The sequence below is a fragment of the uncultured Senegalimassilia sp. genome (assembly GCF_934630535.1).
Taxonomy (GTDB): domain Bacteria; phylum Actinomycetota; class Coriobacteriia; order Coriobacteriales; family Eggerthellaceae; genus Senegalimassilia.
The window spans coordinates 30,279-50,345 of record NZ_CAKTVU010000014.1 but is presented as its reverse complement, the minus strand read 5'-3'; the positions used below and the strand labels follow the sequence as shown (position 1 = coordinate 50,345).

17 protein-coding genes are annotated in these 20,067 nt (G+C 59.3%); 11 read left to right on the top strand and 6 right to left on the bottom strand.

The genetic code is table 11. From position 1 onward, the window contains the following. The 9 genes from Q0D52_RS07745 to Q0D52_RS07705 all read left to right on the top strand — a co-directional run. Positions 1 to 192: hypothetical protein (locus tag Q0D52_RS07745; RefSeq protein WP_294381628.1), on the top strand; the 192-nt coding region annotated here is incomplete at its 5' end. 135 nt (positions 193 to 327) lie between these two features. Beyond that, positions 328 to 1,239: an NrfD/PsrC family molybdoenzyme membrane anchor subunit gene (gene nrfD / locus Q0D52_RS07740; protein ID WP_366930337.1), complete on the top strand. Its 912-nt coding sequence runs from the start codon at positions 328 to 330 to the stop codon at positions 1,237 to 1,239. A 16-nt stretch (positions 1,240 to 1,255) separates the two neighbouring features. Continuing rightward, positions 1,256 to 1,666, top strand: coding sequence for a GntR family transcriptional regulator (locus Q0D52_RS07735; protein WP_294381627.1), 411 nt, complete (start codon positions 1,256 to 1,258; stop codon positions 1,664 to 1,666). Beyond that, entirely contained in the window at positions 1,650 to 2,615 is a 966-nt protein-coding gene (locus Q0D52_RS07730) for a slipin family protein (RefSeq protein WP_294381622.1), read from the top strand. Before Q0D52_RS07735 ends, Q0D52_RS07730 begins: the two co-directional genes overlap by 17 nt. 270 nt (positions 2,616 to 2,885) lie before the next feature. Then, on the top strand, positions 2,886 to 3,656 hold the full coding sequence (locus Q0D52_RS07725; protein WP_294381620.1) for a DmsC/YnfH family molybdoenzyme membrane anchor subunit: 771 nt from the start codon (positions 2,886 to 2,888) through the stop codon (positions 3,654 to 3,656). A 20-nt stretch (positions 3,657 to 3,676) separates the two neighbouring features. After that, entirely contained in the window at positions 3,677 to 6,325 is a 2,649-nt protein-coding gene (locus Q0D52_RS07720) for a molybdopterin-dependent oxidoreductase (RefSeq protein ID WP_294381618.1), read from the top strand. 24 nt (positions 6,326 to 6,349) lie between these two features. Next, complete coding sequence (locus Q0D52_RS07715; protein WP_294381613.1) at positions 6,350 to 6,928, top strand: 4Fe-4S dicluster domain-containing protein; 579 nt, start codon at positions 6,350 to 6,352, stop codon at positions 6,926 to 6,928. Between the two features lie 102 nt (positions 6,929 to 7,030). Continuing rightward, on the top strand, positions 7,031 to 7,783 hold the full coding sequence (locus Q0D52_RS07710; protein WP_294381611.1) for a molecular chaperone: 753 nt from the start codon (positions 7,031 to 7,033) through the stop codon (positions 7,781 to 7,783). Between the two features lie 109 nt (positions 7,784 to 7,892). Next, positions 7,893 to 9,077, top strand: coding sequence for a radical SAM protein (locus tag Q0D52_RS07705; RefSeq protein WP_366930336.1), 1,185 nt, complete (start codon positions 7,893 to 7,895; stop codon positions 9,075 to 9,077). A 77-nt stretch (positions 9,078 to 9,154) separates the two neighbouring features. Here the strand turns inward: Q0D52_RS07705 and Q0D52_RS07700 are convergent, their stop codons facing one another. After that, the gene (locus tag Q0D52_RS07700) at positions 9,155 to 11,128 is read right to left on the bottom strand and encodes a GNAT family N-acetyltransferase (protein WP_294381609.1); all 1,974 of its coding nucleotides are present in this window, start codon (positions 11,126 to 11,128) and stop codon (positions 9,155 to 9,157) included. A 466-nt stretch (positions 11,129 to 11,594) separates the two neighbouring features. Here Q0D52_RS07700 and Q0D52_RS07695 point away from each other — a divergent pair, with 466 nt between their 5' ends. Beyond that, positions 11,595 to 12,776 (top strand): cysteine desulfurase family protein, encoded by a 1,182-nt coding sequence (locus Q0D52_RS07695; protein ID WP_294381604.1) that lies wholly within the window; start codon positions 11,595 to 11,597, stop codon positions 12,774 to 12,776. An 18-nt stretch (positions 12,777 to 12,794) separates the two neighbouring features. Next, positions 12,795 to 13,577, top strand: coding sequence for a class I SAM-dependent methyltransferase (locus Q0D52_RS07690; protein ID WP_294381635.1), 783 nt, complete (start codon positions 12,795 to 12,797; stop codon positions 13,575 to 13,577). 199 nt (positions 13,578 to 13,776) lie between these two features. Here the strand turns inward: Q0D52_RS07690 and Q0D52_RS07685 are convergent, their stop codons facing one another. From Q0D52_RS07685 to Q0D52_RS07665, 5 genes are all read right to left on the bottom strand, one after another. Then, the gene (locus tag Q0D52_RS07685; protein ID WP_294381601.1) at positions 13,777 to 16,008 is read right to left on the bottom strand and encodes an ABC transporter permease; all 2,232 of its coding nucleotides are present in this window, start codon (positions 16,006 to 16,008) and stop codon (positions 13,777 to 13,779) included. A gap of 12 nt (positions 16,009 to 16,020) precedes the next feature. Further along, complete coding sequence (locus Q0D52_RS07680; RefSeq protein ID WP_294381598.1) at positions 16,021 to 16,890, bottom strand: ABC transporter ATP-binding protein; 870 nt, start codon at positions 16,888 to 16,890, stop codon at positions 16,021 to 16,023. Positions 16,891 to 16,974: 84 nt separating this feature from the next. Next, positions 16,975 to 18,168 (bottom strand): sensor histidine kinase, encoded by a 1,194-nt coding sequence (locus Q0D52_RS07675; RefSeq protein WP_294381594.1) that lies wholly within the window; start codon positions 18,166 to 18,168, stop codon positions 16,975 to 16,977. Beyond that, positions 18,165 to 18,839 carry a response regulator transcription factor gene (locus Q0D52_RS07670; protein ID WP_294381591.1) on the bottom strand — a complete coding sequence of 225 codons (675 nt, stop codon included), beginning with the start codon at positions 18,837 to 18,839 and terminating at the stop codon, positions 18,165 to 18,167. The genes Q0D52_RS07675 and Q0D52_RS07670 overlap by 4 nt, the downstream gene beginning before the upstream one ends. Positions 18,840 to 19,108: 269 nt before the next feature. Beyond that, positions 19,109 to 20,041, bottom strand: a complete 933-nt coding sequence (locus Q0D52_RS07665) for a LysR family transcriptional regulator (protein ID WP_294381588.1) — start codon at positions 20,039 to 20,041, stop codon at positions 19,109 to 19,111. Between the last annotated feature and the right edge of the window lie 26 nt (positions 20,042 to 20,067).

Here is a 20,067-nt window from a genome sequence, read left to right as displayed (position 1 = left end):
ATTCACGATTTGAACCTGGCGCTTTCGGTTGCCGACCAGGTGTTTGTGATGGAGCGAGGACGCTTGGCTGCGCAGGGCGAGCCGACAGATGGTCGCGTTCGTGGTGCTATCGAGCAGTCCTTCGGCGTGCGCTTGGAGCACGTGCAAACAGGTTGCGGCGCAGCCTGGGTTCCTTTTGAATCGCGTGAATGAATCTGTCCCCATAGCGTTCTAGCTCGCCACCTTTGAAAAGATGGCGAGCTAGAACGCTATGGGGACATTGGCTCATATGGTTGTGAATTGTCGTGCGACAGTGATATTCTTGCCGTGTTCAAGAAAGGCGGGCGCATGACATTTAGCGGGCTGATAGCGGTATACCTATTCCTGGGCGGAACAGCAGCGGGCGCATATGCCGTGTTGGCTGTGTTGGATGTTGCGTGCAATATGTCGAAATGGAGTAGGCATGGTGAGCGTAATAGGGTTTCTTATGCGCCGAAAAGGTTGTGCGAATCAACATATCAACGCATAAGGAGAATCGTGTATGGCGCAACATTCTGCATTTTGATACTTGGAGTGTTGTGTCTAATCGCTGATTTAGGTCGACCGGATGCGTTTTATTACTTGTTGCTATACCCAACAAGCAGCTTGATTTCGATTGGCGCGCTCGCGCTGTCGCTGTTGATGGGAAGTTCGTTGGCGGCTTTCTGTGATGCGGCGTTTTCGCTGGGAGCGCACGTGCGGCGTGCGCTGTGGGTCCTAAAAGCCGTGGGCATCCCCGTCGCGTTCGTGGTTATGACATACACGGGAATGCTGCTGAAAAGCGTTGTCGCTGTGAAATTCTGGCAGACGATGTGGCTACCGGTGCTATTCGTTCTGTCTGCGCTTTCGTGCGGCTGTGCGGTGATAATGTTTGCTATATGTTCATGTGGGGATTGGCGGGCCGTGCGGCAATGGGATGTCAAATTGCTGCGCTTTGATTTCGTGTTCGTGGTGCTCGAGCTCCTCGTGACGATACTGCTGTTTGCAAGCCTTGCCCCGGTAGCGAGCGCCAATGTGCTGACAGGTAGACATTCGCAGCTATTTTGGGGTGGCTTTGTCTTATGTGCGCTACTATTACCGATAGTGATTGAAATGTTTTCCCTGATGAGCAGGCGACATTTGAGTGCTTCGACAACGGCGTTCGCTTCGGTGCTCGTGCTTGTCGGAGGGCTATGCTTGCGATTGGTAGTGGTGGCTGCAGGTGTGCAGCCCTTGGTGTGAGGTGGAAAGACTACGTGTGAAAGCGACAAAGGAAACGCCTTCGTTTGAATTCGACGAAAACAGTGACTTACCGCTGTGGGTTCAGCTACGAAACCGAATGGCATACCTCATTACATCGGGTTTTTATAAACCGGGCGACAAATTGCCCACGGTGCGTAAGTACGCTGCCGATTTGCGCATTGCATACAACACGGTAAGCAAAGCGTACATGGGATTGGAACGCGATGGGTATGTGACGACGGTTCGGGGCAGTGGCGTGTTCGTGAACGAACCGGGCAACAATCAAAAAGGGGATGCGCAGGTCAATGCGCTCGCCGAAGATTTCATTAAAAGCTGCTTGGAGCAAGGAATGGCGTATGAAGACATCCCGAAGCTGGTGTCTGCGTGTGTGAGGAGGATGAAGAGGGGCCATGAAAACCAGAAATAGCGGCGAGAGGCTCGTTCCGGGGCAAAAAGATACGTATCGACGTTCTGAGATGGAATTCGGTGTTGCAGCCGATGCGTATCGCTCCGATCCTACGAAAAGAGCGACGCGAAATGGCGCCGTGGTGATAACGATAGCCTTGGCTATCGTTGCATTTGCGTTGATGTTGGGAGCATCTGCGGTCTTGGCGTCTGGCTTGACGCTCACAGGTATCCTGCTTTCCGCAGTAGTTGGTCTTGCTGCGCTTTCATCGGTGCACGTTTGCATGGACTGGGAGCGTGCCGTGATCATGCGCCTGGGTCGATTTAATCGGCTTGCGGGCCCGGGTTTGTTTTTCACCATCCCATTGTTTGAGTTCTGCACGCTGCGCGTCGATCAGCGCATGAATGCAACTCCGTTTGGCGCCGAAGAGGCGCTGACCAGCGATTTGGTACCGCTTGACGTCGATGCCGTGCTGTTTTGGGTGGTTTGGGATCCTGAAAAGGCTTGTACTGAGGTCGAGGATTACCACTTTGCCGTAGCGCTTTCCGCGCAAACGGCATTGCGCGATGCCATCGGTCGCGCATCGCTGTCGAATGTGGTCATGCGTCGTCATCAGCTTGATCAGGAACTGCGTGAGGCTGTTGAGGAAAAGGTATCCGATTGGGGTATCTCCATCGTATCGGTTGAAGTGCGCGACCTGATCATCCCCAAAGAACTGCAGGGGGTTATGTCGTTGGAGGCTCAGGCGGAATGTCGCAAGAGTGCGCGCATCACGCTTATGGAGGCGGAACGTGATGTTTCCGAAATCCTTGATGAGGTTGCGCAGAAGTATAACCATGATGAGGTGGCGCTTGCTTTGCGAAAACTACACCTAACGTATGAGGGTATGCAAGACAATGACAGCACGCTTGTGGTGCCAAGCGCGTACAGTGAAGGTTTTAACGTAAGGCCTGATGAACCGCTGAAATAGTTGAGCATATCCCTTGCGGTATATCCTTAGAATAGAATAATTATACCAAAAAATTGTCGTGCGACACTATTGATTGTCGCACGACAATTTTGCTATAACGGCTCATGGAGGGTGTCAGCTGATTTCCGACAATCATATTCAGCCTCCTGCTTTCTTCGTGCGTATTCGCATATCTCGCGGAAAAAGCAGGAGAACGCAGAACGCGCGGGCGAGGTGTGTTTTGCGAGAGGCGCGTCCTACTGTGGGCGCAAGGAAATAGAGGAGGGAAACATGGGTCTCGAATCCCTGTTTGCATTCACGCTGCTGGGAGGTATGGCTGCGGGCTCGTACGTGTTTGAAACGTGCTTTGCCCGTAAGCGCTCGGGCGATCGCCCGTGGCTTTTGCCCCTGGTCGTAGTTGCTTTGTTCGCCATCGGCATGATTGCCGCTTCTATGCATGTGCAGAGCATCCCGCGTGCTATGGGCTCGTTGACAAGCGGAACCGTTAACTTTGCGTCTGGCATGGTGCGCGAGGTTGCCGTTTCCGGCGTGTTCTTCGTGCTGGCTCTTATCGACATGATCACCACCTTTGTGAAAAAGGACAGCCCGTTTGCCTTGCGCGTGGTAACGGCTGTGGTTGCCGTAGCGTGCATGGTGCTGATGGGCACCGCGTACACCGACGTGTTCGGCAATCCCGTTTGGACGAACGCTCCGGCAACGGTGCTGAGCTTCGTGGCGGGCGATCTTGCCATGGGCCTTGGTCTGTGCGCTGCACTTGGTGTCGCGAATCTGTCCGAAAAGCCTGTTGCATACACGATGGTTGCTGTTGACGTGGCGCTGGCCATCGGTCTGGCGCTTGATGTTGCGGCCTTTTCGGCTGTTGGCGTAAGCCCGGTCATGCAGGTGGCTGGTCTGGTGGTTGCGCCTGTCGCTTCTGCTGTGTTGACGCTGCTGGCTTCCAAATTCGCAAACAAGCAGACGCTTGCGATCGTCGTGTGCGCTGCTCTGGTTATCGGTGTTGCCGTCGCTCGTTACGCGTTCTACGCGACGTGCACGCTATAGGGACGAAGGGGGATATAACCGTGAATTCCAATAACATTTCCCGTCGTGGTTTCCTGGGTGCCTCCGCTGCTGTTATGGCAGGCGTGGCTGGTCTAACCGCTACCGGTTGCTCTGCGGAATCGAGCCTTAAGGCAGTTGATAAGCACGAGCTGCCCGTCGATCCGGCAAAAGACGGTGAGTGGGTACCGGCGGCATGCTGGCACAACTGCGGCGGCCGCTGCATGAACAAGGTTATGATCAAGGACGGCACCGTGGTGCGTCAGAAGACCGACGACACGCACGAGGACTCCATCGAGTATCCGCAGCAGCGCGGTTGCGTGCGCGGCAAAACCCAGCAGCAGCAGTGCTTTGGCGCCGACCGTATTCTTCATCCGCTCAAGCGCAAGGGTTGGCAGCCTGGCGGTGGCGAGAAGTCCAACGGCCAGATGCGTGGCAAGGACGAATGGGAAGTCATCAGCTGGGATGAGGCAATCAAACTTGCATCCGAGGAAATCAAGCGCATCTCTGATGAGTACGGCCCCACGGGCTTCTATTGCTACTATGACTGCGATTCTACAATACCGGCGGCGTTGACTGGGTTTGTAAGGGGTTGGGATACCACCTCTTATGGAACCTATACTCTTGATACGACGTTGTGCGGATTACCAGGGAACGATACATCTCCCGGAGATGGCGACACGCGCAACGACCGCTTCGACATGGAAAACGCTGATTACATTGTGCTATGGGCCTCAAACCCGACATGGTCTGCAGCTGGTACGCCGTTTAATTATTGGATGAACGCACGCGATCATGGAGCTAAGTTTGTTTGTGTCGATCCTGTATATAATGCTTCGGCGCAAACTCTTGATGCAGAATGGATCCCCATTCGCCCTGGAACAGACATGGCATTCATGCTGGCGGTTGCATATGAAATGATTCGCCTTGACGAAGAAAAGGGTAGCATCGTCGACTGGGATTTTTTGCACAAATATACGGTTGGCTTTGATGCTGAAAGCATGCCCGAGGACAAGACCATCAATGAGAATCTCAAGGATTACATTCTTGGTAAATATGATGGAGTGCCTAAGACGCCGGAATGGGCAGAACAAATCTGCGGCATAGCTCCTGATCAGACAACCTCTTTGGCAAAAAAACTGTCAAAAGAAAATAAGGTCATGCTTCTTCACAACTATGGCTTCTCTCGTTGTAATGGTGCTGAAATGGTTCCGCAGATGTTTATGGCATTGGGCGCAATGGGCGGCCATATGGGCAAATCCGGACATGCCTGCGCAAGCAGTTACCATGCTAATGCTGGTAACGGTGGTGCGCGATTGGTTGCTCCGGGAAAGGCTACGGCAAGCAAAGCGAGCAATCCGATTTCGATTGGTGTTCGGCAGGCGCAAATATATGAGGTAATTAAAAATGGCGGCGGAAAGACCCAGAATGTATGTCTTGAATACGGAAGCTTCCGTAAGCCGCAGCCGGTTGAGCTTGGCGCTATCAAGTGTATCTATCACACCAACGATGCAATGCTGCAGACTTCGACAAATCAAAAAGAAGGAATAGAGGCGCATCGTGCAGTTGATTTCGTACTGACGCTGGCTCAGTTCATGACAACGAATGCGCGCTACTCGGACATTGTTCTTCCCGTGACGACTCGTTGGGAGCGTTGTGGCGGATTCGGCGGATTCGATGGTGGAGCATGGGAAACGAATCGCGAGTATCTTCAGTACTATTCCCGCGTTACTGAACCTTTGGGCGAAGCGAAAAGTGACCAGGAAATCGGAACGTTGTTACTTAAGGGAATAGGCAAAGACCCTGCTGTTGCGTATCCGGTAAGCGAAGACCAGCATCACTATGAGTTGATTGCTGGCGCAAAGGTTATGGGTGATGATGGCAAGATGAAAACCCTGGTTACGCTGACAGCGGAAGACATCAAGAGCCTCAACGCCGAGGGTACACCGCAAAAAGGCGTCATTACGCTGAAAGAGCTGAAGGAAAACGGCGGCTATCAATTCCCGCGCAAGCACGGCGACAAATATGGCTATATCGGCTACCAGAAGTTCGTCGAGGACCCCGATGCACATCCGCTGAAGAGCAAGTCGGGCAAGCTGGAGATTTATTGTCAGGCCCGCTACGACCTGATGGCGTCGTTCGGCTTCCCTGGAATCGAGCAGTATAAGCCGTATCCGACTTATATCGTTCCGCCTACGGGCTATGAGTCCACGTTCAAGGACGGCAAGGTTGGCGGCGAGAAGGGTGAGTATCCGTTCTTGATGTTCAACCCACACTATCTGCGTCGTTCTCACACTGTGTTCGACAACTGTCCGTGGCTGCGCGAGGCGTGGGCAAACCCGGTGTTCTTGGCTCGCAGCGATGCGGAAAGCCTCGGCATTGAAGACGGCGACACGGTGTTGTTGAGTTCGCCGTACGGAAAGGGTCTGCGCAACGCTGCCGTTATGGATGTGCTGTTACCTGGCGTAGTCGGTGTGCCTCATGGTGCATGGGTCGATGTTGACGAGGAAACCGGCATCGATATGGCTGGCTCGGACAACTACCTGATCGGTGGCGATTATAGTGGCATGGGCGTATCTGGCTACAACAACCAGATCTGCAATGTCGAGAAGTACACCGGCGCTCCGCTTGGCCGCGACTGCGACAAGCCGGCTCGCTGGAGTGCAAACTAGAGCTGCGGAAGAGGAGAGTGAATCATGAGCGTTGGATTCTATTTTGACCAAAGCCGCTGCACTGGTTGCCGCGCTTGTCAGATTGTGTGCAAGGACAAGAACCGTCTTGAGGTTGGCACGCTGTATCGCGAGGCGCATTCCTACACGGTTGGCGAGTTCCCGAAGGTGCAGGGCTTTAGCTACACGTTTAGCTGCAATCACTGCGAGGATCCTATTTGCCTGAAGAATTGCCCGACGGGCGCCATTTACAAGGCTGCCGACGGCACGGTGATTCAGGATCAGAGCAAGTGCATCGGCTGTCGCATGTGTGTGATGAGCTGTCCGTATGGCCAGCCGAAGTATTTCCCGGAAAAGGGTGTTTCCGGTAAGTGCGACGGTTGCTACGGCCTGCGTCAAGGGGGCTCCCAGCCTGCTTGCGTGGCTGGCTGCCCGAACCGCGCGCTTGATTTTGGCGACACGGATGAGCTGCGCGCGAAGTATGGTAGCAACTTGGATAACGGTAGCATCGTGGTGCTGCCCTCGCCCGAGGAAACGCATCCGAACGTCTTGATCAAGGCGAAGGACTGCGCGTTTAGCCAGGAAGCGCGTGAGCTGACCTGGTAATAGGTTGATTGCCGCCGCATCGCGCTGTTTGCTCGATGCGGCGGTTTTGTTTCAGGTTCGTTGTGCCACGCCCTGGATGGCGACGGCGCAGAAGGAGCGGGGATGGACAGCAAAGACGAGGAAAATCGCATTGCCATGACGCTGGCGCGCCGTGCGTATTTATATGGTACCTTTCATGTGGTGTTCGGCGGCGGAGTGCATGAGGCGTCAGCTGCGCAGCTTTTCGGCGAGAACACGGCAGGCGCGTTGGCGTGGCTTGCCGGCCAGGTGGCCGCTGATGAGGGACTTTCAGAGAAGAACGTGGGCCTTTCCCTCCGCACGATGACCGAGTGCGTTGCCGAAGCGGTTGCGTGTGTGGGTGAGCATAGCGAAGGGGATGCGGTTTCCAAGGCGGTAGTGGCCATGGAAGAAGATTTCCCCAAGTTGTTTCAGGTTCCCGGTGATAGCTACGTTCGTCCCTGGGAGTCTCCGTATACCAGTACCGACGGCATGCTGTTCAGGGGAAGCACGCTTGATGTTCGGTCGTTCTATCATCAGGCGGGTTTCAGGCTGCAGACCGAGCAGCATTTTCCCGACGACCATATTTCCGCGATGATGGATTTTATGGTGCGCATGAGCCAGTGCGTTTATGAGGCGTATGCTGATGGATGCGATGAGAATGCGGTGAAGACGCTTCGTACCCAGAGCGACTTTCTGCGGAAGCATGTGCTGACGTGGATCGATGCGTTCGCTGATGAGGTGATTCGCAAAGATATCCGTGCACATTACGCTGCGTTTGCGGGTGCTATGGCGGCGTTTGCGCATGTTGACGCTGCGCATGTTGAGAAGTTGGCGGCGGAGCTTTCGGCTGAATAGCGTTTTGCTTCAAGGGGGATTTGCGGATATTCGCGAGTATGCATAGGCGTTTGATCAGGTTGAGCACGCCTATGAGGATACGGTTGCTGCGTTTGGGATCCCCCTTGAGGTGGCTGAGTCGTGCCCGCGCAAGCGGCGTTCGCAAACGGCGGTGACGTGTGGTTGCCATTGCGAAAACGGCGGCGGGTCGCTATGGCGTGGATGGATTTCACCGGCATGCTTGGCGTGCCGTACAGGTGAGCGCACGGCCACATTTTTCGTTGATTTGCACTGCACGCGGCATTGCTATTTCTGCTTCAACCCGAATCAGGATCATTACGAGTATTTTTTGTCGCATCGTCGCGATATCGTGGGAGAGCTTGAGCAAGCGGCTGCAGTTGGCGCCCAGTTCGATTGCTTGGCGATAACGGGTGGCGAGCCGCTCTTGCATAAGGAATCGGTTGTCGCGTTCGTGAGGCGTGCAAAGGAACTGTATTCTGGCGTGCTTATCCGCCTGTACACGTGCGGTGACTTGCTGGATGATCTGTGCTTGGATGCGTTGGCTGACGCGGGACTTGACGAGGTGCGATTTAGCATCAAGCCTGAGGATGTCGCGCGCGCCGATGCGCCCGTGTTCGAGCGAATCGAGGCCGCTGTTTCGTCGCTGCCCGATGTGATGGTCGAGATGCCGGTGATTCCCGGCACGCTTTCCGAGATGCAGGAATTGCTTGTGCGCTTGGACGACATGGGCGTGCGCGGCGTGAACCTGCTGGAGTTCTGTTTTCCGCTGTGCAATGCGGAAGCGTTTCGCGATCGTGGGTTCGAACTGCGCAAACACCCTTTCAACTACTTGTATGACTACTGGTGCGGCGGCGGTGTTCCCGTTGCGGGCAGCGAGGCTGAGGCGTTGACGTTGATGGAATATGCTGCGCGTGAGAGTTTGCTGCTTGGCGTGCATTATTGCAGTTCCGACAACAAGAATACGGGACAGGTATATCAGCAGAATAAGGCGTTCACCTGCGACGACGTGGTGCGGGCGTGTTATCCGTGGCTTGAGGTCGACGAAGGCGACCGCTTGCTGAAATGCGTGAAGGCTTTTGGGGATGACGCGGCGCACGTGCGCGATTGGGCCTGCGCGGCCGGTGTGCCGTGCTCGTTTGACGAAGGCATTCCGAGCGTCGCGATTCCGTTGGGCGGCGTTGCGGCATTGCGCGAAATGCGTCCCGGCGTCGCGCTTGCGGAAAGTGCGAACGTATTCGAGCGGCGCGAAACTGGTGAGCTGTACCTGCGAGAAGTGAGTGTTCGCGCAATGTGAGCGGGCTTGCGTTCCGTAGCGTTCCAGCTCGTCATCTATTAAAAGGTGGCGAGCTAGAGCGCTACGGAGTCATTGGCTCATAAGTTGCGTTGCTGGTATAGGCCGTTGTCGGCGAAGCCTTGCTTGCGGTAGTAACCGCGAGTGCCTACGGCGCTGATCACGTTTGCGGCTTGGTACCCGTTGTCGCGGGCTATATCGCAGGCTCGCTCAATGAGCATGCGGCCGAGGCCCCGGTGCTGGGCGTTCTCGCCGCCTTGGTGCAGGCCGGCAACGCGCCCGTATACGTGCACCTCGCGAATCATGGCCTCGCCGGCGTTAATGGGCAGGTCGGAAGCGTGCGCGCTCACGTATTCAGCGTTTGGCATGGATAGGCGCAAGAAGCCCGCGATGCGGTTGTCGGGAGTGGTCCACTGCAGGAACGCCTCGCGGGTGTTCGTTGTCTCGTAGGCGACCTCGGACAGCGAAAGCTCGTCGCTTGCGGCGGCTCCGAAAGCGATTTCTCGGGAGCGGATCTCCTGCACCGGTTGGGCTCGTTTGGCAAGTTCCAGGTCGACCAGCTGGCGCAGGTTCACCTTCTTGTTGCCGGTCATGATGTCGTGCGCCGAGATGTCGCGGATCATGCGCGAGATGCGCGTGAACGGCGGCGTGACCAGCACGTCGTCGGCTAGCAGGTTGACCAGCTCCTGCTCGGTGTAGGGCCGCCAGCTGCCGTCGCGCCAATGCGCGACCAGCCCCGTGCCGTCCACGAGCGCGCAGGGGTACAGCTTGATCTCGTCGGGCTTGAAGGCGGGGTGCTCGACCATGCGGCGGTAATCCGCGGCGTCGCTTTCGGGCGTTGCGCCGAGCAGGTTCGTCATGAAGTGCGCGTGCGTTTTGAAGCCGAAGATGCGGGCGAGCTCGAAGGCCTGCTGCATGCGATCGACGCCGATGCCTCGATGGTTCGCGGCAAGGATGCGCTCGTCAAGGCTTTGGATGCCCATTTGCAGCTTCGTGCAGCCCAGGCGGCGCAGCGTGGCAAGTCGCTTGGGTGTGACGGCGTCGGGGCGTGTCTCCACCACAAGGCCCACGCAGCGGTGCTCTGCGGACTCGTTGTTGCGCTGCAGGACTTCCAGCTGGGAAAACGTTGCAGTCTGCCATTGCGCGGCAGCGGCCCAGCCGTTACGGGGAGCTGCATCTTGCGGGTCTTCGGGGTCGGCCGATTCGGGGTCGGCCTTCTGCGAATCGCTAGTTACGGTGCAGTTGAGGGAAGCGCCGTTGATCGCAGCATTGCAGTCATCCGTTCGAGCGTGCAACCGGGCATCGCCCGCGCGGGTTCCGCAGGCGTATAGATTTCGGACCGTTTCATTGTAGGAGGCTTTACCGGTGGTGACGCGGGCTTGCGCTTCGGCGGCCCAGTCGGCAAGGTCGTCGCGCTCGCAGGCTATGCCGGCACTGTGGTATTGCTCACGACGTGTTTCGGATTCGCGTTCTACCGTGGCTTCGCATCCCATGTCGTTCAAGGCGCGGAACAGTTCGTGCATGTACCATATTTGGTAGGCCTCGGGGTAATCGCTCCAGGTGCCGCCCAATACGATGAGCTCCACCTTATCGGTGACGTGCCCCATTTGATGCAGCGTGCGCAAACGGGCGGTGACTTGCAGATACGGATCGAACCAGTTGCGCTCGGCGCGTTGGCAGGCCGGCTCGTCGTGCAGGTAGCTTTTGGGCATGCGCACGTCGTTGGGGCAGTACAGGCATGCGCTCGAGCACGGCCAGGGCTTCGTGAGCACGGTGACGGTGGCCACGCCGGATGCGGTGCGGCGGGGTTTGACCTGCAGCGTTCGCACCAGCAGGGCCTCTTCGGCGGGCGAAACTCCCCAGGTATGCCACTGTTCGGGGCGGTGTTCCTTCGCCTCCTGATAAAACGGCAGCAGCTTCTTCTTCGCCACATAGCGGACGGGGCCGGCTACCTCGCGGTTTCGAGCGCGGATGATGCGGTCAAGCGCATCGGGGGCAAGCGGGGCGTTGGTGCGGCGGATCTCGCCGAGGATGTTCTGCAGTGTCTTTTCCATAGGCGATATTGTACGGCATCGCGCAAAAGGGCGAAGGTGCGGCGCGTTGGTATCGCGAAAAGCCGTGCAACTATGCGCGAATCGACCTGTGCGCGAAGCTAGGGACCAGATGTGCGACGACTATGGTAGTAACGGGGTCGAGCGCGGGGCCTGATCGTGCGGCAGACATGGAAGCGGCAAGAAGCGTTTCGGGCTTTGGGGAGCGCTCGACACCGGTTCTTTCTGCGCAATGCCGGCATACTCGTGAAGGCTTTGCGGAACGTGCGCGGCCGTTTCATGCAAATGCTCAACGGATTGGGCCTTAGATGATGCAGAGCGCTTATCAATGGAAAAGCAAAATGTCTTTTGACCAGGCATTATCCGCTTGTCGAGAAATCAGTTCCCAAGTGATGTTGGTTTAGTGCCATTTAAACCGCCACGTTAGAATTAAAGAACGAAAGGAACGAAACAACGATGGGAATGCCCTGTGGATAAACCGCTTACATACTTGGACAACGCTGCGACGACACCTCCTTATCCGGAGGTGCTTGCTCGTATGCATGAAGTGATGATGGACGGTTGGGGCAACCCCTCGTCGCCGCATGTGGTGGGGCGTCGCGCAAAGGAGATGCTCGAGGATAGCCGCGCGTTCATCGCCGATGTGCTTGGCGTGGATGCCGACGAGATCTACTTCACGTCCGGTTCGACGGAATCGAACAACCTGGCCATTCGCGGAGCGTGCCTGGCTCAGCGTGAGAACCCGGGCAAGATCATCACCTCCACGTTGGAGCATTCTTCGGTTACCCGAACCGTTCGCGGCATGCGTCGCGATCATGGCTGGGATTGTCGCTACGTCGACGCGCCGGATGGCTGCTTCGACATGGAGCAACTGGCCGAGCAGTTGCAGGATGGCCCTACGTCGCTCATCTCGGTGATGCGCGTGCAAAACGAGACGGGCTGGATCTTCCCCATCCCCGAAATCGCGGCGCTGCGCGATGAGCTGGCGCCGGGCGTGCCGCTGCATTGTGATGCTACGCAGGCGTTTTGCAAGATGCCGGTCAACCCGCGCGAATGGGGCGTGCAACTGCTCACGGCGGGTGCGCATAAAATCGGCGGTCCGCGCGGCATCGGCATCCTGTACGTGCAGCGCGGGCTTCCCATGCACACCACCGCGTTCGGTGGGAATCAGGAACGCGGTTTGCGCTCGGGCACCGAGCCGGTGTTCCTTGCCGTGGGAATGGCCGAGGCCGTGCGCCTTACGGCGGCGCATATGGAAACGAATGCGGAATACGCCGCAAGCCTTCGGGATCGTGCCATCGAGGGTTTGAGGCGCGAGATCCCCGACGTGGTGGTTCATGCGCCGGAAGGCGGAAGCCCCTACATCTTGAGTGCCAGCGTGCCGGGCCTTCCCAATGCCGTGTCGGTGAAGTATCTGTCCTCTCGCCGCGTGTGCGTGTCGCGCGCGTCGGCGTGCGAGGAGAACCACGCCACCGTCGCGCCGGGCACGTGGCGTCCGAAGCATCCGCTGTCGCTGCAGGCGGCGGGCATCCCGCTTCGCGAGGGCAAGGAAACGCTGCGCGTGAGCTTCTTCCATCAGAATACGCCGGAGGATGTCGATCGCTTCGTTGCCGTGCTGGCGCAATGCGCGCGAGAGATGCGCGAGTCGTAAGGCGTGGAGTTGCACGAGATGGACGAAGGGCTGGCGCTGCGGTTGTGCGCGCTGACCAGGGAGTTTTATCGCGCGAACGTCGAATCGTTCTCGCAGACGCGGCAGTCGCCGTGGCAAGGTTGGGTGCGATTGCTCGAGGTCATGGATGCGCGCGCGGCTGGGCATGAGCTGCTGCGCGTGCTCGATGTGGCGTGCGGCAATCTGCGTTTCGAGCGGTATTTGGCGGACGCGTTGCCTGACAGGATGCTGTCGGGTTATGCGGTGGACAATTGCAAGCCGCTGGTGGAAGCGGGGGAGCGGAGTGAGTTTGGGCCCCTGTCCCGAATGGCCTTCCAGAATCTTGACGCGATTGAACGGCTTTCTGCTGGCTGCCTTCGGGAGTCGCTTGAGGCGCCGGACGCGTCATGCGACTTGGCGGTTTCGTTCGGGTTCATGCATCACGTGCCGCTGGAGCGTTGGCGCATGGGGCTTTTGCGCGCGCTTGTCGCGAAGGTACGCCCGGGTGGGTTCGTGGCCGTGAGCTTCTGGCGATTCCTGAATAGCGACAAGCTGGCGCGCAAGGCGCAGGAGACTACGAGCCGTGCGCTCGATGAGCTGGGGCTTCCCGAGCTGCCGCCGAACGATTATCTGTTGGGTTGGCAGGACACGCAGGGGTTGTACCGCTATTGCCACCATTTCGACGAGCCGGAAATCGAGCGGCTGTTGGTGGCGGTAGCGGATTCGGCGGACCTGGTAAGCCGTTTTGAGGCAGATGGCAAGACGGGCAACTTGAACGAATACGTGGTTTTGCGCGTAAAGTAAGGGGCGGCCGCCGTGCGAATCGTTCGCAGGCAACCGCCCCTTTCGTTTTCTTGCATCCGATAGTCGTTCAGCGGGATCGCTTTAGCTCGACTCGCAGGCTATCGTTCGGCCGGCCTGCGAGCATTCGCTTTTTTCGAGTTGCAAGCCGCGTTCCTTGGACGATTTCATTACGCGCGGCTCACGCTTCGCGACCCTTCCGCTACGCAAGCAGCTTCTTGCCTGCGCCGGAGATCACTGCCGATCGTGCGACCAGGTACGTGGACACCAGGTAGATTGCATATACCGCAACCACCAGTGCGATGCCGATGGCAAGCGTGCCGGCAACCGCTGAAGCGCCCCAAAGCGACAGCAGGTTCTTGTACAGAAGGCTGATCGCGCATGCGGAATGGCACCCTGCAACCAGAAGCGGGGCCACGAAGTAGATGCCGATCTGCGTGCGCAGGCTTCGCAGCACCATGCTTCTGTCGCATCCCAGCTGAGCCAGCAGGCGGTAGCGCGGGATGCTGTCCGCCACCTCGGAGAGTTGCTGGACGGAAAGGACCGCCGCGGTGGTCATGAGGAAGACGAACCCGATGTAGAGCGCCAGGTAAACCAAGAGCAGCTTAAGCCCCATGCTATCGGCGATAATGCCCTCGCTCGTGTCGTAGTAAGACACCGGCCATGCGCGAGACTCGTAGGTCAAGCCCATCTCTGCATGCTCTTCGCTCGGGGGAACTGCCTTGCCGTACTCGGCCATTAGGTCTTTCATGGCCTGTTCTGGCGAGTCGCCAACCAGGTTGACGTTCAACTCGCTCATAGACGGCAGATCGCCGGCGGCGAGCCTGTCGGCCGCCAATTCGTCGGGAACAACCAGCACGGCGATCAGGCAGCTCATGCTGCTCACCTGGAGCGATTGCGAGACAACCTGTCCGGATGCGGTCAGCTCATGGCCGTCAACGGTGATGGTGCGGCCTTTCTGGCCAAGGGCCTTCGCGTAGTCGGCAGATTTATCGACCGTGTTGTCGACCAGGTACTCGTTGGGAGCAAGCTCGATCGGCTTTTCGCCTATAAGCTGGCGTGCGGCGTTGAACTGCGATAACGGCACGTACTGCACACCCTCGTCGGCCATGCTGGAGTTCTCGTCGGAGCCGATTTGGGCAAGCGTGAAGCCGCACGCATCGACAAGCTGTCTTTCCGTCAAATCATTCGCAAGCCACGTGTCCACCTGAGCTGAGCCGGTCACGCGCTCGTCCCAATCGGGGATGAGCGACTTCATATACGCGGCGGTGGAACCGCCGTTCGCCTGCCACAGGCTGTGGATCTCGTTGCGCTGGGCCTCGGTCTCCTGAATCGCGGCCGCCTTCTCCTCTTCCCCGCCATACTGGTCCGCCGGCACTGCTTCTATCTCGGAAACGTCGAGCGACATAAGGCTTGCGCGGATGGATGCGTCGAACTGGGTGTTCTCCTCTAGCTGGTCGGAGAAGAGCGACGCCAGGCTGAAGCCCGTGGAGAACACGACGATGCTGAGGAACAGAAGGATGCTTACCGCCCACAGCGACACGAATGCGGTGTTCACCTTCGCGGCGATTTGGCGCATGGTGAACATGGCCAGTCCCTTGAAGTAGACGCTGCGCAGGCGCTGAATCAGCAGGATGAAGAACCCCGAGGCCGACCAGAACAGGCCCAGCGTGCCAACGAGCATCAGCGCGGTTGCGATGCGGAAGTGCTCGCCGAAGTACACGAGGCCGTCGAGGTTGAGCTCGGCATACGCCTTCGCCAACACCAGGCACGACAGCACGAACACGACGAGGCAGACGATGGGGTTGCGCATGGGCATGCGCTCGTTGCGGGAGTTGGCCGAAAGCAGCGTGGCAAGCTTGCAGCGCGAAATCTGCACGGCGTTGAACAGGGCGACCACAACGAAGATGAGCGCAAAGCACCCCAGGGTCAGCTCGGCGGAGCGGGCGCTGAACAGCAGATGGTAATCGCTGATGGCCACGCCGATGAGGCCCGCCGTGGCGAAGGCGATTGCTTGCGAAATCAAAAAGCCCAGCCCAAGGCCCGCCAGCAGTGCGATCACGCCGACGATCAGCGTTTCCATCAGCACCACCGAAGAGACTTGGCGCGGGCTCATGCCCAGCAGCAGGTACGTGCCGAACTCCTTTTTGCGCGCCCGAACAACGAACCGGTTGGCGTACAGGACCAAAAAGCCCAAAACCACGGCGACGACGACGCTGAAATAGGTCATGACCTGCGCGAGGATGTCGAAAATGCTCGCGCCTGACGCTAGGAACACGTTCGCGGCGCCTTCCTGGGCCTCGAAGAGCACGCGGGAGTCTTCGATGGCGTTGAAGGCGTAGAACACCGCCACGCCCAAAGTGAGGGTAACGAAATACACAGCGTAGTCGCGCACGCTGCGGCGCACGTTGCGCAAGGCAAGTTTCATCAACATGATGGCCACCGCCTAGTTGCGCGGCGCGCCAGCGTGTGAGGGCGCGAAGCCGACCGCGGGGGAGTCGCCCTGCTTGCCGGAAAGGAACGCCTGGACCTCGAGGATGCGCTGGTAGAAATCGGTTCGGGCGTCATCGCCGCGGCGCAGCTCGTTGAAAAGCTTGCCGTCCTTGATGAACAAGATGCGGTCGGCGTAGGAGGCTGCGACCGCGTCGTGCGTGACCATCATGATGGTGGCATGCAGCTTCGCGTTCAGCACCTCGAGGGTTTCAAGGAGGACGGCGGCGTTGCGCGAGTCGAGCGCGCCGGTGGGCTCATCGGCCAAGACCAGCTTCGGGTCGGCGACGATGGCGCGCGCCGCGGCCACGCGCTGGCGCTGGCCGCCCGACATCTGGCGCGGATATTTCTGCAGGACGTCCGTCACGCCCAGCATGTTGGCGGTGCTGTCGACCTTCGCGCGCACGGCGTCGGCCTTCTCGCCCTTGATGGTAAGGGCCAGGGCGATGTTCTCGAAACCGGTCAGGGTGTCCAGCAGGTTCGCATCCTGGAAGATGAAACCCAGGTCGTCGCGGCGGAACTTGGAGAGCTGGCGGCTGCGCAGCTGCGTGATGTCGAGCCCGTTCAAGATGATGTTTCCGCTGGTCACGGTGTCGATGGTGGAGATGCAGTTCAAAAGCGTGCTCTTGCCCGAGCCCGATGGGCCCATCACGCCGACGAACTCGCCTTCGCAGATATCGAACGACACGTCGTCGAGCGCACGCGTGACGGCCTCTCGCGAGCCGTATACCTTCCGAACGTCGCGTACGGAGAGCAGGACGTTGCGGCTGTCGGGCCGGCCCGCGTTCGCGATGCCTGCCGGTGGGGTTGCGGTAACTATGGTCATGGGGGTTCCTTTCTCTTTGATTCGGCATATCCCCATGATGCGGCGCTTGCGAAAACGGAGCCATCGAAGGGCCTTACCGCAATCTTACGATGTTGTAAGGTTTGCGGCCAAATCCATGCGCGTGCGGTCGAGCGGGAAGGTCAGCGCGACGGTGGTGCCCGTGCCCTCTTCCGAGGAAATGCGCAGGCCAAGGCCCATTCTTTCGCAGGCAACGGCGGCTAGGTACAGCCCCATGCCCGTGGCCTTGTGATGCGCGCGGCCCCGGCTTCCCGTGAAGCCGCGGTCGAACACGCGCGGCACGTCCGCGGCGGGGATGCCGTCGCCGTCGTCGCCGATCGCCAGCTCGATGCAGCCGTCTTTCGTGCCTTCGTCCTTCACCGTGCTTTCGAAGCGGATGGTCTTCGAGCCGTACTTCGCCGAGTTCTCCAGAACCTGGCCGATGATGAAGTCGGTCCATTTCGCGTCGGCGAGCACCTTGAGTTCGTCGTCGATGGCGAACTCGAGCGAGACCCCTGCGCCAATGAGCGTGCGGGATCGTTGGCGGCATGCCTTGCGTGCGATGGCCGCAAGGTTGAGCTCCTCGATGGAGAAGTCCTCGCTCAGCGTTGCCGAGCGTGCGTAGTAAAGCGCCTGCTCAACGCGGGATTCGATGCGGTCTAGGTCGCCGCGCACCTTGTTGATTTCGGGGCCGTGAAGGTTCGACAGCGCTAACTGCGCCGATGCGATGGGCGTTTTGGCCTCGTGGACCCATAGCTCGATGTAGTTGCGATACCCCTTCATGTCGCGGGAACGGGCGGCAAGCTCGTCGGAGGCGGCTTTGCCCTGCACGGCGAGTGCGCGGAAGGCGATGGAGCCTTCCAGGGTGCGCGGCTCGTCTAGGATCGACGAGAGATAGCGCGCGTTTTCGGGCGAGTTGCAGAACAGGTCCAGCTGCTGGTAGAACGCGCGATCGCGCAAAAACCCGGCGGCAAGCGCGATGCAGGCGAACAGGGCTTCGCAGAAGGAAACGAGCGCGATCGCCGAAGAGCCTGAGCCGGTGACGGCCATGATGCCCGCGACAACGGTTATCAGGACGACCGCGCCGAACATGAACCCGCCATGCGAGCGAAGGTACGCGCCGAAGGAGTAGGCGCGCTCCGGGCGGTCGGCGCGGCCGTCGGCGGCAGGTTGCGCGGGTATGGGGCCGCGCGGCTGCGCGGCGGGCGAGCTGGGTTTCGGGCCGCCCGTCGACCCGGGCGCCGCATCCGGCGCGCTGTTTTCCCGAATCGAGGCGCTCATCGGACCATGTAGCCCAGGCCGCGGCGGGTGGTGATGAAGCCGTCGGGCACGCCCGCGGATTGCAGGCTGCGACGCAGGCGGTTCACGTTCACCGTGAGCGTGTTGTCGTCGACGAACGCGTCGGTTTGCCACAGCTCGTCCATCAGCTCGCTGCGCGAGATGATGGAGCCCGCGTTCTCCATGAGGATGCGCAAGATCAGAAGCTCGTTGCGCGAGAGCTCGATGGTTTTGCCGCGATACGAGACCTCGGCCCGCACGGGGTCGAGCGAAACGCCGTCGTGCTCAAGCCGCCCGCGCGCCGGGTCGGCGGAGCCGCTGCGCGCGAGCGCGCGGTCGATGCGGGCGAGCAGCACGGCGGGGCGATAGGGCTTGACCACGTAGTCGTCCGCGCCGACGTTCATGCTCATGACCTCGTCGAACTCGCTATCGGAGGAGGTCAGAACGATGATGGGGACGTCGCTTCCCTGACGGATGGAGCGGCAGATCTCGTGGCCGTACGCGCCGGGAAGCGAAAGGTCGAGCAGGATGCAATCAGGGCATGCGGTCAAGGCCTCGCCCGCGGCGTTCGCGAACGACTCGCAGCAACGGCATTCGTGCCCTTTGAGCTTGAGCATGCGCACAAGATTCTCCCGCAGGGAGGCATCGTCCTCGACAATGAACAATCGCGCCATCGGTTTCCTTCCATATCGAACGGATGAGCCGATGATAGCGCAACGCCGCGGGTTGCCGGCGTTTCGTCACAGGCCTGACGCTTTGGCTCGGACGCTTTGGCTCGGACGCTTCGGGGACGTAGCATTATCTGTCAGGAACGCGGTTTGCCTCTCAGGCGCCGTTTCGTCATGGGCCCGAGGTTTCGGGGCCATGACGTTGCCCGCCAAGTACGCACTTGGCGGGGCGAAACCGCCGGAAAGCGGCGGGGCGTGCGGGACCCTAACGGCACCTAGCGGTCGGCCTTGTCGCTTGCCGATGCGCTTGCTTCCGCCTGTTGCTCGAGCACGGCGGCGAATTGCTGCGCCCGCGCGCTTTTCGGGTTGAACGTGGCGAAGGCGTCGTGCCTCATGTCATCGATGGGAAGGCAGGCGAACGTCGGGTCATCGCGGAACGTCGCCATGTTCTGCGACCCGTCGGGCAGGATGTAGATCTCGTCTTCCGCAACGTCGATGAGGCCGCCGCCGGCGGGGTGGTAGATGTGCTGTAGGTGCGACGTGGGCTGGAACCCGGCGGCAAGGCAATCGTCGCGCACCGCGTTCCACATGTGGTCGAGCAGCTGGAAGTTGCCCTCAAGGCGAATGAGCGGCCAGTTGCGCAGGTCCTCGATGTAAAGGGATTTGCGGTTTGCAAGCGGGTGGCTTGCGCGCATGATCGCGACGAACGATATCGTTGCGATCCGGTTCGATTGCAGCTGCTTCGGCACAGGCTGGTTGGAGACGGCCTGGTGGACCACCAGGCCGATGTCCCCTTCCGCGACCGAGGTGAACGGGTTGCGGGAGTCCGAGTTCTCGACCAGCATGATGTTGAGGTTCTTGTCCTGGGAATACAGGGCCCGCAGCGTGCGCGTGAGCAGCTGGTGGATGTCCTTGGAGTCGAACAGCACGAGGATGCGGAACGGGTTGGCCTGCTGTGCGGCCTTTTCCACTTGCGGCCCGATGGCTAGCAGCGGCGAACCCGCCTCATAGACCGCCTGCCCTGCCTCGGTCAGGCGAAACGTGTGTCGATCGCGTTCCAAAAGCGTGCAGCCGAGGTCGGATTCGAGCGCGGCAAGGTGCTTGCTCATGGCCGCGGGCGAGATATGCAGGCGTTGCGCGGCTTCGGCCAGGTTGCTGGATTCCGCGGCAACGAGAAACTCCGCCAAATAGGTGTAATTCGCGATCATATGTTCCCCCATGCGTTCCCGTTGAG

Bases quoted from the DNA above. Each gene is read 5' to 3' on its own strand.
- nrfD (WP_366930337.1), top strand. From the start codon at position 328: ATGACATTTAGCGGGCTGATAGCGGTATACCTATTCCTGGGCGGAACA.
- Q0D52_RS07730 (WP_294381622.1), top strand. From the start codon at position 1,650: ATGAAAACCAGAAATAGCGGCGAGAGGCTCGTTCCGGGGCAAAAAGAT.
- Q0D52_RS07725 (WP_294381620.1), top strand. From the start codon at position 2,886: ATGGGTCTCGAATCCCTGTTTGCATTCACGCTGCTGGGAGGTATGGCT.
- Q0D52_RS07715 (WP_294381613.1), top strand. From the start codon at position 6,350: ATGAGCGTTGGATTCTATTTTGACCAAAGCCGCTGCACTGGTTGCCGC.
- Q0D52_RS07710 (WP_294381611.1), top strand. From the start codon at position 7,031: ATGGACAGCAAAGACGAGGAAAATCGCATTGCCATGACGCTGGCGCGC.
- Q0D52_RS07700 (WP_294381609.1), bottom strand. From the start codon at position 11,128: ATGGAAAAGACACTGCAGAACATCCTCGGCGAGATCCGCCGCACCAAC.
- Q0D52_RS07690 (WP_294381635.1), top strand. From the start codon at position 12,795: ATGGACGAAGGGCTGGCGCTGCGGTTGTGCGCGCTGACCAGGGAGTTT.
- Q0D52_RS07685 (WP_294381601.1), bottom strand. From the start codon at position 16,008: ATGTTGATGAAACTTGCCTTGCGCAACGTGCGCCGCAGCGTGCGCGAC.
- Q0D52_RS07680 (WP_294381598.1), bottom strand. From the start codon at position 16,890: ATGACCATAGTTACCGCAACCCCACCGGCAGGCATCGCGAACGCGGGC.
- Q0D52_RS07675 (WP_294381594.1), bottom strand. From the start codon at position 18,168: ATGAGCGCCTCGATTCGGGAAAACAGCGCGCCGGATGCGGCGCCCGGG.
- Q0D52_RS07670 (WP_294381591.1), bottom strand. From the start codon at position 18,839: ATGGCGCGATTGTTCATTGTCGAGGACGATGCCTCCCTGCGGGAGAAT.
- Q0D52_RS07665 (WP_294381588.1), bottom strand. From the start codon at position 20,041: ATGATCGCGAATTACACCTATTTGGCGGAGTTTCTCGTTGCCGCGGAA.